We start from the raw sequence: 12181 nt of genomic DNA on the forward strand, positions 1-12181 counted from the left end.
CAGTTTATAAAAACAATGCCGAACCCAATGTCTTTAGCTTGCTCAATCCAGTAGGTTCTGTTTGCCGGAAAATCTGCGCGTGTGGTTGGCTGGGGAACATCTCATCTGCGCACTTCAGCTCCAACGATTCTCGACTCGTGATTGCCTGGCACAGCGTGCAATCGCTGGGAGGTGTAATCTGGTTGATAAACAACGCGTTTGCCGTTAAACCTAATCGCTGCAATGCGCATGTCATTTCATAGGTCTTCTCGAGTGCCAAATGCGTCGGAACAGTAACTGCATACAACCCCGTTTGTTTGGTGTCCTGCAGTAGAGCGCGTAGATTTTTTAATTCGCGTGAAAGCTGTACCAAACGTTCCGATAAATGCGGGAAACGCATGACTTTGCGATATTTCAGCAATAACGAGAAAAACTGTTTTAGCCAATCCCGAATCAATTCAGGCAACTCTAATAAACGTAGCAAATGTCCGCTAGGTGCGCCATCCACGATGACCATGTCATAACGGCCGCTGTCTAGATGATCCATGATCGCAGTCAATGCCATGATTTCATCTAATCCGGGGGGCGCGAGATCGAGCAAATGCTCCAACACTTCACGATCAAAAGTAATATCCAGATTGGGTAACGTATCCAGCAAGAAAGCTTCTAATTCCGCACGATATCCCTGCCGGATTTTGTCAAAATCGGCTTGTGCATTAATTTCCTGGGCATCAATGTTAACCAACACCGATATAGGCTGCTGCTGTAGGGTTACACCCAGACAATCACTCAGCGAGTGAGCAGGATCGGCTGAGAACAACAGAATACGCAATTCTGGATATTCACTGTTCAGACGCAATGCCGTAGCACAGGCCAGCGTCGTTTTACCTACCCCACCTTTACCTGCAAAAATCAGCAGTCGGAATGTGCTGGCAGGCAGCGAAATGGAACTCTCTACACGTAAAGGCAGTTGATGATGACACGTCGTAGCCATGACTTCGTTTTCATCAAGTAAACGGACCCCGGACCAAAATTCGTGAAGCAACGCACCACGCGGTTCGATGGCAAGCAAAGGCAACGTCCAGAATACGTGCCCAGGCAAACGTTGGTATCCGTTCTGGAGCGCAAGCATTTGTCTGTTACGCTCAACACAACAGGTTGGACAGTCATTTTCAGGAAATAGTCGATTGACCACTAAATCGGACAGAAACACCCGTTGCTGATTCAACGCGCCAGCAAGATCAATGCTTTCTTCCACACTCATCGCTTCCGCCAGCATCACTAACACAAAACAACAACGCGTGGAATCCGTCACCAGCTCGTGCATAGCTTTAAGTGAATCATTCATGTCCAGCAGAAAATGATCCAGATGATCCAATCGATTATCACCGGCAAAACGTTTCCGGATATAACGCTGTTTGGCAAGCAGGGTATCCAGAGCGGTCAACCACCGATAAATCAAATCCGGCATTTCCAAAAGCCGCAATGTATGACCTGTAGGGGCAGTATCAATAATAATACGATAGTAAGTATCTTTTTGAATCCATTCAGCTATTTCAAGATAAGCGGCCAATTCATCCATGCCGGGAAGCGCGGTATCCATCAATCCTTGTACGTCGTTTTGATCGAGAACAGTGCCGCGATACGCTATCTCTTTCAGAACACCTTCATGCTGCGATTTAAATTCATGCAAGGAGGCTGCGGCATTTAATTCACGTACGTCCAGATTTTTTGGCAATACCAGATCGGAGAGAATATTTTGCAGGGAATGTGCTGGATCGGTAGAAACCAGCAAAAAATGGTGCTGCGGCTGTTCTTGCGCCAGCCTTAACGCCGTCGACGTCGCACAGGTACTTTTACCTACTCCTCCCTTACCGCCGAAGAAAACCAGTTTCAGCGGCGACTCCAGTAAGAACTTGGGATAAATAGCAGGTTTCATTTTGTCGTACCCTCTGGCTCATCCTCTTCGTCGTCGTCCTCGTCGTCGTCATCCTCGTCGTCGTCGTCGTCCTCGTCGTCATCATCCCCGTCGTCGTCCCCGTCGTCGTCCTCTTCGTCGTCGTCCTCTTCGTATTCGTCGTCTTCGTCGTCTTCGTCATCCCCAGGCTCGTCGCCTAGCATGTCATCTTCTTCATCCAGTGCGTCTAATCTATCCAGCAGTACAGCTTCCTGTTGTTCAAATTCATCTTCGGTAATCTGGCCAGTCTCCAGTAACATATAAAGATCAGTCAAACTTTCACGAATACGATCCGCCTCACCAGCCAATTCGTCTTCCGCCAGTTCGTGAATTTGCCGAAAAATCCACATGACGCCTTTGACAGGAGAAAACAGGATGTCATCGATCAGCAGCATGGCTTAGCCTCAGTCAGAGAGAGTACCAGCGCGGGTCAACGTTTTCTTCTTCGCTGTAGGAGCATGTAAATCCAGAGTAACGAAATTATGCGGTGCCCATGGGCCGGTATAATCGAACAGATAAACGTTATCGAATAACTTTGATGCCTCAAAAACGCCTTTGGCAAATTCATCCATCCGTTCTCTTGCTACCAAACAGGCTAGATTCATTACGTCTTTTTCTTTTTTAACCGGGTTTTCAATAATCTCTTCGCAATAATCCAACAGAACTTCTTTTACTTTTTCCGTCGATTCTTTTCTGTCTCCACTACGCAATGACTCGTACAAATTACCCAGCCGAATCTTCTCTTCACGGTGATTATTGGCATTGGAATTTCCATTCCAGATTTCATCGCGCGTTTCACTTAAGACTGGATATGTAGCAACAAAATATTCATAAATATTAGTAACATCCCAGGAAACACGTAGCCCCATTTCCACACAGCCATCCAAGCGTTCAAAATGTTCTCTGATCGTATCCTGATTAGCGACCAGCAAATTCTTTACTGCTTCAGCATTACGGGCAATAACCCCAAAGCGCATCGGCAATACGGTACCTTCTTCAGTCAACTTATGTAATACAGCCTGATGCGCCGTGATATTACGTCTTTCCGGACGTAACCGGGTACTGAGCGTATCGCTGACCACAGCTCTTAAGCCATCTTGATCAATAGAATAAACCGGTGCTGCTTCCAATCCGCGTATTTTATAGTTAGGCGTTGAGTCATCGGAAACACAGAGTGCATAAAGCACCTTGGCACGATGATTTCTGGATTTATCAATACTCATCATGCACTCCTCAATGAAATACGTTTACTTTTGGCGCATTGCACACGGTTCAATCGTCGATATTCTTCTAAATAAATACGTCCAAAATCAGCGAGAATTTGTGACTTCCCCGTCATGTTGACGCATGTGCGAAAGCTCTTCACCATACGCGGTGTACGGATATGAGCGAGGGTGCGAATTTTGTTCATAATGACAACCTCAATACTTGATTCGCAAACCAGAAGACTTTTTCTTCTTCTCGGCCGCCTCTGATTTATCATTATTTTCAGCCACAGCACTCGCCGCTGTCGCGTCTGCAAGCAGCGCTGCTTTTTCTTTATCAATATCCGCGATACGCTCATCAATACTGGCAATACGCGATGAGGCAGCCTCACGTTCTCGTGTTCGCCGCCAACGCTCTAATTCCAGCGCACCTATCTGAAAATAATCACGATAGGTTTGATGCTCACCACTCACTCGACCTGAATGAGTTTTTATGTCTGACAGTGTTCTGAGAGGACGAGTACTTATAGCCATGATAATTACTCCACTGCTTTTATTTTTTGTGCGGATGCTTTAACCGTGTCTGAACCTATTGGTGGACAGATTTTACGAATAACGCCATCGACCATTTCACGGTATATAGAACGTCCAGCGTGTTGTATTTTGGCAGCGTCCATACTCAAGACGTCGTAGCAGATAGCATGGAATAATTTGTCACCATAACGTGGTTTTATTCCTTGCTGGTGTAGGATGTGGGCGATGGCAATTCCTGCACGTAACCCATGTTTGGTTTCGTGTTCGTTACCACGCAACTCTCTGATTATATCAACGATATATGCCGCTTCTTTTAATTCCAATTCAGAGCGCGCATGCAGTATCTGTAGTTCAGTATCCCGATCGACAAGACCAATGTTGATAGTAATCATACGATCCATCAGAGCGTCCTGGGTCTTATGCGTACCGGCATACTCTTCTGGATTGGAGGTAAAAATAGCGCGAAATTCTGGGTGTACATCGAGATACCCTTCCCCTACACCACGTAAACCAGGAAGGTTTAAAATCCCTTCGGATAATACGGATAACAGCACATTATTGGTTTCTGCTTTGGAACGATTGAACTCATCATAGATCAGCATGTCGCCGTTACGACACGCGGTGGTCAAACGGTTATCCACCCACATGCGGTTCATCTGTTCTTCAGTTTTAAGTACTGAATGAATGTAGTTATCCACCAGGCTGCTTTTACGATAGCCGATGTCTTTCCCCGTCAAATCGGAGCTCACAAATTCTTCGTTACCTTGCAACATGGTAACGGGACGACCCCATAGTGCTGCGAGATGAAATGCCAGGGTTGTTTTCCCTATCCCAGATGGGCCGGCAAAATGCACGGGATAGCCAGCGCGTAAATAAACCAATGCGCGTTCTATAATGTCGTTCACATAAGAAGTCGCTACAAAATGTTCACTCGCTTCCGGAACGACAAGATCATCGTCTACGGTATACTGCGAAACGGTATTTTGCTTAATCATGGAAATACTCCTGTGCCAAACCGTGTACGCCCTAGCCAACACCAGTTCTACGAAATGGCCAAATCAGTGATCGTCTTAGCCGCTAGAATCGGTCGATTTTAGCGGCTTCTTATATTTCGATTTAACTCAGCGATTAATCGAAACTGTATGCCCAATAATGTCACTCCGTGTTTGTGAGCAGACTGTTCATCCACCTCACCCTCCATGGACGACAGAGGCTAATACCGCTACTTACCTTTTTTCGGGCCTAAATACTCACCGAGTTTCTTCTTAGGCTTTTTAGTTTGTTTATCGACTGTATGCTCAGCAACGTTCTTTTTCTCAAAAACCGTCGCTGGTGGCGTGGTTGGCAATGTCGGTGCGGTCGTTTGCACAATTTCGGGTAACGCTGGTTGTTCACTGCTAGGGGCTAATGAACCTTTGCTATCAGGTACTAACGAATCTTCGCTGCCAAGTGCCAACGGATCTTCACTGCGGAGGACTACCGAACTTTCACTGCCAGGCGCCGACAAATCTTCACTACTTACCGCCAGAGTATTATCAAGAGGACGAGTGGCTAGACTGCGAGGCTCGTTTTTTTTTTAGCCAGGGTCATGCCGAAAAATACAGCATGGGCAGCCATTCTGTCCTTCTCAGAAGCACTAAGAAAAGCAGCGACATCGTTTGCCACGTTGGCAATGAAATCAGCTCGTTCTTTAGCACAGCGTTCAGCCATACTTTTACGCTCAGCATTAAAACCGTCTAATAAAGCTAGCGTTTTCTTCGACATATCCGTCACGAAGGTGGCACGTTCTTCACTCTGTTGACGACTCATTACCTCGCGGGTATGACAGAAGTCACTCAACATCCGATTAACGCCTCTGACATTATCGGCAACGAATGTCGCGCGTGCGCGTGCGTCTTGAGCCGCGTTTCTAGCCCGAGTTGTAGAAAAACCGGCAATCTGCGCACTCACACTGGAAACTCGCGCATTTTGCTGTGCTATGCGAGATTCATGACTGTCATCAATATTCTTACGCAGCTGCGCCATACCGTCTGTTAAGCATCCCATAGGATTCTCCTTATGTGATAGAGCACTCTTGAAGCGTTGAAAAGTACTCAAGCAGCTGAATGACTCAGCCACTTGGGCACTTTTATTCTGCTTACTTAATTACGCTGGAGTCGCTGCACTGGCTGTAAGGCCAATCGCTTCTGCGTATTTCAAATAAGTTTCAACAGAAGCAATAACAACACGTGCTTCGATGGATAACAGTTCAATACCAACCAATGAGACTTTGACCCAAGCGTCAATCACAATGCCTTTGTCCAGAATACGGTCTACTACTTCAGCCAAGCTGGAAGAGTCTGTTGATTTTTGTACTTTAGCCATGATGGCGTCTCCTAGAAAATGTTAATAAATTACATATGTAATTAGGTTCTACGTACAGACTTGTTACTGCACGCCCATGTAGAATGCAACTCATGCGCCAACCTATAGGCATCAGCGCTCTATTAATGTTAATGAATCCACCATAATGAATTAACTAACTAAATAATAAGGTTATTTTTTATATAATTTATTTTTAATATGCTCATGAAGGAAAATTTTTTCTATCAAAAATAAGGTTACTGACATTAAACACGGGCCGGAATTACCATATGGCTATGGCGTCAATTCCCTAATTCAGGTAAATCATTCCACATTCCGCTGGTCATAATTTAACACCTCGATAACATAAACATGTTATTCATTAACAATTCGGCGCGCTGTTTTATGTAAACTATAAAGGATCAATTAAAATTCTAGCGTTCAAAAGGAAGCGTAGCGGATTGGTCATGATGTCGCCCTTACACACAATAAATTTCGAGTGACAGGAACGCGAGAAGTGAAAGAATTCCGATAGATTACAATTTAAGTGATAATGATTCGTTTACTTTTCCGACCCGAAAAGATGACACATAGATTGTCAGCGATTATTTCAGCTATTCTACAATTTCAGACAATAATGCATCATGTCGGCCCGGCATAATGCAGATAAGGGAAAGCTTTCGCTTGGATAAGCGGGTGCAAGATTACAGGGATGTACTCAATCGTAAAGTTCAGGTTGATACGGATATTACCTGAATCTCTAAAACCGGTTAATAAAGTAGCTTACAACCAAGGTGTTAACGTAGCTTGTTCATTGATAATGAACATTTTCCAGTTCACTGGTTGTTGAGATACCGCAGAAGGGAAAATGCAATAGCTGAGTGCCACAGAAGGCGTCCCTTCGAGCCATCGTTCATTGAGCTGGCAGTCCACCGGTTGCATTTCATCAACAACGGTGACACCACCAGACAACCCGGTCAGACAACTAAACGACGTTAGTGACTTAAACAACCCGGTACCCAGTGCCTTGATATAGGCCTCCTTTCTGGTCCATAGCCGGGTAAACGCCGTTATGAATTGTGTCTCTTCTTCATACTGCGACAGCCACTGCAACTCATCAGGGTGAAAAAACCGCTTTGCAACATCCCGCTTTCGCAGAGACTGTCCTTGCAAGCCTTCCACATCCACGCCGACCCGGGAACCATTGGCAATAACGAAAGCACAGGCGGCGGCGGTATGAGAAATATTAAACTGAACGGCTGGATGATGCGGTAAAAACGGTTTTCCCCACGGCCCTCGGGCAAACTGAAGCTCAACTGCCGTTTGATGACAGTACGGTGCCAACAATAAACGAGCAATACCCTCCGCCAACTGACGAGACGTCAATACGCTCGGGTTTACCATATTGCAAGCCTGACCAGCCATCGCCTGTAATGCCGGACTATCCAGCGCCGAACGCCCAACCACGACACAACACGGGTCGGAAGAGAAAACATCCGCCAGCTCACCCAAAGAGCGGGTATGTATTGACGATGTAGCCTTCAGCATTCTTAACTGTTCTCCAGAATCAGGGACTGGACAGCCTCTCGATGAGAGGCTGTGAGTTTGATGACAAAGTCTATATAGCGGCAATAATGAGAAGATCGTAAAGACGCTGCAAGTCCCTCCCTGTAAGCTCAAGCCGCGCCATCCCTGGCGCGGATGCTTTACTCTTCTCCCTCATTATTACCGTTCTGACGCTATACATAGGCTGTCAGTCCAATGCCACTGCATGATTTTGTTGTAGTGCAAAACGAAAGAGAGATCTCACCAACACGCCACCCACTTTACTACACAGCTCGAATGGGCAGATTTCAAACAACATACCCACGGTATTATAATTATACCGCTGGCCTTAACTGCCCATTCTCACCGTCAGCTACGACCTGCCCATCAAACAGGACAACCATACGCCGGGCACGCCTGGCCGAGTGGGAATCATGCGTCACAATACAAATAGTGGTACCGTCGTTATGTAACGTATCAAGAATATCCATTACCGCTTCAGCATTGGCGGAATCCAGATTCCCGGTAGGTTCATCCGCCAACAGGAGCGACGGACAGCCGACAATGGCCCGGGCTACTGCCACACGCTGCTGCTGACCACCGGACAACTGCGAGGGGTAATGGCGAACGCGATGTGACATGTTCACCATCTCCAAGGCCTGCTGTACTCGTTCTTTCTGTTGTGAACGTGAAATATCCCCACGATAGATCAACGGCAATGCGACATTCTCCTCAATCGTCAAATCACTGATAAGGTTAAACGATTGAAAAATAAACCCAATTTCCTTATTGCGTAGCCAAGCCATCTCTCTTTTGCTGATATCGTCAATCATTACCCCATTTAACCAGTAACGACCTTCTGAGGGAACATCCAGCAAGCCCATAATCGACAATAAGGTTGATTTACCACACCCTGAAGGACCAGCAATTGCTACATATTCGCCAGCATGAATGGAAAGGTTAATCTTGCTAAGGGCACGAGTTTCAATTTCATCAGCAAGGAAAACTTTATGCACATTATCAAGTTGAACCAGCACCGTCATGAGAAATCCTCAGTGTATGAATAGGGTCGAAACGGATGGTATCTTACAACTCCAGCCACGATTCTTTTATCTCTGGTTTTATGCCACCACCTTCCAGGTTACCGGTGTGGGCATCGTGACTCAGCTCTCCACAGGCGGCGCCTATTTGCTGAACCAGCCGAAAAATGACCCACACCAAAGTTTCAATATGAAAGTCTCCCAACGGATAATAGCAACTGCTATTACCGTTATTATTTTTCGTTGAGGAATTTAACATTTTCCGCACTAAAAATAGAATAAGAGAATGATATTCGTTGTGGATAATTCAGCGTAAAAATACTATTTCTTAAAATTCAATTACTATGCACAACGTTTATTATCATAGGTTAGCTAATACTATTCATTGCCAAAAAATCATCACATAACCACCGCTATACTTACCTTCCTTTATTCTCAATGAGATAGTCAATATTGAGACAAGGCGTCCCAATATCGCAATAATAAATCCCACCAATGGGACAATTCATAAAATATCCATTATGTATTCCCATAAAAATCGCCGTTACAAGAATGGCACACTATTTGCGTTAATTTATCTGCAATTGCTGTAATGACAATAATTAACAACTGGATTTCACCGCTGTTACTGGTATTTGTGATCAACAGATCCAGATAAAGGAAATTAATTTTTTTTGGGATAATGTCATGAATATACTACACGCTCACACACCCGCATTAGATAATGAAAGCTTCAATAACAACCTCATTCAGGATATGTATCGACGCCACCCTAACTTAAGAAAAGCATTGGAGGTGAATAATAAGGCGACTAATCTGGCCAGTATCATTGACTATATTATCGATAATATTGGCAACAATATCACTCTCGATCAGCTAGAAATGGTCAGTGGCAAATCCAAGTTTGATATCTGTCGGCTATTCAACCAAGTCTATAATATTACTCCTATGCGCTGGATATGGCGTGTGCGCATCACTCTGGCAAAGGAAATCATTCATATTTCGCCGAACTGGTCATTAACAGACATCTGTTATGCTTGCGGTTTTTCATCCCTGCCTCATTTTTCCCGCTGCTTTACCAAAACCTATAAAATACCGCCTCTAAAATATCGTAAGTCTGTGTTTTCAGACAAAGAACGGCCTCGGACAATGAACAACATGAGCTTTGATATTATTTTTGGCAAACAACGTCATATTTTTTCTCGCGCCGTTTTATTGGATAACATTCAAAACCTATGTAATTAATTCGTTATATGCTTAGCCTGTTATCAACGGCCCTTTTCAAGGGCTTTTTTTATCCCGCTGAAGAGTGACGTCACCCGCTATACCCACAGCATGGGGGATATCGCCACTTTTCGTTTATACCTATCATCTTTCACGTTACAGGTGCGCGACCTACCCTCCGTTACCCGGACATCCTTGACTTGCATCAGCCCCTGAAAATTCACCCGGTTGCCACCTTCTCGCCTATTGAAACCTACCGTGTTTAGTAACGATTTCCAGCATGTTCTGATATAAATTTTTCCAGGTACTTTGCCAATAAACAGATTTACTTTTTTGTCCTGAATTGCTGAAAACAGCATAGTATGAAGTTATTATTGCAATAATGAGCACTCAAAATTAAAAAAAATAAATAAAATCAGTAAGATAAAATCCAGTTTAGACTAATAAAAAGGGCATATTGAAATATGCCCTTGATGATTTTCTTCAGTATGACGGCCGGTTATTTCTTCGATTTATCCTGTAGCAGATCGTGATTTTCTACCTGGGGTAAACCTGCGCTACCAGAAGAAATCAGACCGGTTTCCACGTAATTGAGTAGTTTTTCACGCGTATCAGTAATGTCCAGATTACGCATGGTCAATTGGCCGATACGATCATCTGGGGAGAAAACCGACTCACCTTTTTCCATCGTCAGGCGTTCTGGCTGGTAAGTCAGATTGTCAGACACGGTATTCAGGATGGAGTAATCGTTGCCGCGACGCAGTTCAACCGTCACTTCACCCGTAATTTCACTGGCGACCCAACGCTGTAAAGCATCACGCAGCATCAATGCCTGCGGGTCAAACCAGCGCCCCTGATACAATAAACGTCCTAACTGGCGACCATGGGCATGGTACTGCTCAATGGTGTCTTCATTATGGATACCGGTTACCAGACGTTCATAAGCGATGTGTAGCAGCGCCATTCCCGGGGCCTCGTAAATACCACGGCTCTTCGCTTCAATGATCCGGTTTTCAATCTGATCACTCATACCCAGGCCGTGACGACCACCAATACGGTTGGCTTCCATCATTAACTCAACGTCATCGTTGAACGTTTTACCGTTCAAGGCCACCGGATAGCCACGCTCAAAACGGACCACGACCTCTTCTGCGGACACCTTCACACTCTCGTCCCAGAACTTCACCCCCATAATCGGGTTCACAATCTTCACACTGGAGTTCAGGAATTCCAGATCCTTCGCTTCGTGCGTGGCACCCAGCATGTTGGAATCAGTCGAATAGGCTTTTTCCGCAGACATCTTGTAATGAAAACCCGCGTTGACCATAAACTCGGACATTTCCTGACGACCACCCAGCTCATCAATAAAATCCGTATCCAGCCATGGTTTGTAGATTTTCAACTCCGCATTGGTCAGCAGACCATAACGGTAAAAGCGCTCAATATCGTTACCTTTATACGTGCTGCCATCACCCCAGATATTCACACCATCTTCTTTCATCGCAGCCACCAGCATGGTACCGGTTACTGCACGCCCCAACGGGGTAGTATTAAAATAGGTGATGCCTGCGGTGGTATTATGAAACGCGCCACACTGGATAGCGGCAATTCCCTCGGCCACCAGTTGTTTACGACAATCGATCAACCGGGCATTTTCTGCGCCATATTCCATCGCCCGGCGGGGAATAGCCTCGTAATCGTCTTCATCTGGTTGTCCCAGATTCGCCGTATAAGCATAAGGTACTGCGCCTTTCTGACGCATCCAGAGCAATGCCGCACTGGTATCCAGACCACCGGAAAAAGCAATACCGATACGTTCACCAATCGGAAGATGTTTCAGAATCGTCGTCATAACTATTAATCCCTGCTCGAAGTTCGATGGTATTAAGCTTAGCCGCTTCACCACCAGGTTACGCAATACATTAGGAGAAGACGGGGCGGGTTGACGACGTTTTCTATGCTGATCGTCACAACAGATGCCGCACCTTCACAATGCATATTTATGCAAAATTTGTGAGTGATAATTTAAGCATCTTTTCTGCTGAACCGGAAGAGAGGAGTCGCATTTTAAGGAAAAAAATTCATTCCCGTCAGCACGGGTTACCGCGACTACATTTATGGCTGGCAGGCGGTCAGCGATAATGGTGACGTTTTACACTTATCTGGGTTCGTGAAGGTTGTTTAACCATAAACCCATCAGCATCACGTCCTCGACCGAAAATGGCGACAACGAAGGTTTCGGCAGAACAATGGCCAAGCGCGTGAGTATAACGCGATTTTTCCGCCAGTCTAAGTAGCAAAAATCGGTTACGAGACGCGCTATACAATAATAAAACCTTGTTTCATTTTATTCG

At 45.3% G+C, this 12181-nt stretch carries 13 protein-coding genes; 2 read left to right on the plus strand and 11 right to left on the minus strand.

Going from position 1 to position 12181, the window contains the following annotated elements; translation table 11 throughout:
* Positions 1 to 4 precede the first annotated feature (4 nt).
* The 10 genes from RS889_RS22285 to RS889_RS22330 form a co-directional block, all read right to left on the minus strand.
* The gene (locus RS889_RS22285; protein ID WP_021013979.1) at positions 5 to 1918 is read right to left on the minus strand and encodes an ArsA family ATPase; all 1914 of its coding nucleotides are present in this window, start codon (positions 1916 to 1918) and stop codon (positions 5 to 7) included.
* A complete protein-coding gene (locus RS889_RS22290; RefSeq protein WP_315708734.1) occupies positions 1915 to 2331 on the minus strand; it encodes a gas vesicle protein GvpG in 417 nt (138 codons plus the stop codon). The genes RS889_RS22285 and RS889_RS22290 overlap by 4 nt, the downstream gene beginning before the upstream one ends.
* Positions 2332 to 2340: 9 nt before the next feature.
* The gene (locus RS889_RS22295) at positions 2341 to 3162 is read right to left on the minus strand and encodes a GvpL/GvpF family gas vesicle protein (RefSeq protein ID WP_084297577.1); all 822 of its coding nucleotides are present in this window, start codon (positions 3160 to 3162) and stop codon (positions 2341 to 2343) included.
* Positions 3163 to 3357: 195 nt separating this feature from the next.
* Positions 3358 to 3675 (minus strand): hypothetical protein, encoded by a 318-nt coding sequence (locus RS889_RS22300; RefSeq protein WP_021013975.1) that lies wholly within the window; start codon positions 3673 to 3675, stop codon positions 3358 to 3360.
* Between the two features lie 5 nt (positions 3676 to 3680).
* Entirely contained in the window at positions 3681 to 4670 is a 990-nt protein-coding gene (gvpN, locus tag RS889_RS22305) for a gas vesicle protein GvpN (RefSeq protein ID WP_315708735.1), read from the minus strand.
* A 227-nt stretch (positions 4671 to 4897) separates the two neighbouring features.
* Positions 4898 to 5131, minus strand: a complete 234-nt coding sequence (locus RS889_RS22310; protein ID WP_157831354.1) for a hypothetical protein — start codon at positions 5129 to 5131, stop codon at positions 4898 to 4900.
* 95 nt (positions 5132 to 5226) lie between these two features.
* Positions 5227 to 5721 carry a hypothetical protein gene (locus RS889_RS22315; protein ID WP_021013973.1) on the minus strand — a complete coding sequence of 165 codons (495 nt, stop codon included), beginning with the start codon at positions 5719 to 5721 and terminating at the stop codon, positions 5227 to 5229.
* A 99-nt stretch (positions 5722 to 5820) separates the two neighbouring features.
* The gene (gene gvpA, locus RS889_RS22320; protein WP_021013972.1) at positions 5821 to 6039 is read right to left on the minus strand and encodes a gas vesicle structural protein GvpA; all 219 of its coding nucleotides are present in this window, start codon (positions 6037 to 6039) and stop codon (positions 5821 to 5823) included.
* Between the two features lie 762 nt (positions 6040 to 6801).
* Entirely contained in the window at positions 6802 to 7566 is a 765-nt protein-coding gene (locus RS889_RS22325) for a 4'-phosphopantetheinyl transferase family protein (protein ID WP_315708736.1), read from the minus strand.
* 332 nt (positions 7567 to 7898) lie between these two features.
* The gene (locus RS889_RS22330) at positions 7899 to 8606 is read right to left on the minus strand and encodes an ABC transporter ATP-binding protein (RefSeq protein WP_021013970.1); all 708 of its coding nucleotides are present in this window, start codon (positions 8604 to 8606) and stop codon (positions 7899 to 7901) included.
* 16 nt (positions 8607 to 8622) lie between these two features.
* On the opposite strand from RS889_RS22330, the gene RS889_RS22335 reads away from it, so the two are divergent.
* Together RS889_RS22335 and RS889_RS22340 are read left to right on the plus strand one after the other, a co-directional pair.
* Entirely contained in the window at positions 8623 to 8850 is a 228-nt protein-coding gene (locus RS889_RS22335; protein ID WP_315708737.1) for a hypothetical protein, read from the plus strand.
* Positions 8851 to 9290: 440 nt separating this feature from the next.
* Positions 9291 to 9848: a helix-turn-helix transcriptional regulator gene (locus tag RS889_RS22340; protein ID WP_021013968.1), complete on the plus strand. Its 558-nt coding sequence runs from the start codon at positions 9291 to 9293 to the stop codon at positions 9846 to 9848.
* Positions 9849 to 10326: 478 nt separating this feature from the next.
* Here the strand turns inward: RS889_RS22340 and argG are convergent, their stop codons facing one another.
* Positions 10327 to 11679, minus strand: coding sequence for an argininosuccinate synthase (gene argG / locus RS889_RS22345; protein ID WP_021013967.1), 1353 nt, complete (start codon positions 11677 to 11679; stop codon positions 10327 to 10329).
* Positions 11680 to 12181: the final 502 nt, after the last annotated feature.

The sequence above is a fragment of the Brenneria uluponensis genome, from assembly GCF_032395385.1.
GTDB classification, from domain to species: Bacteria; Pseudomonadota; Gammaproteobacteria; order Enterobacterales; family Enterobacteriaceae; genus Prodigiosinella; species Prodigiosinella aquatilis.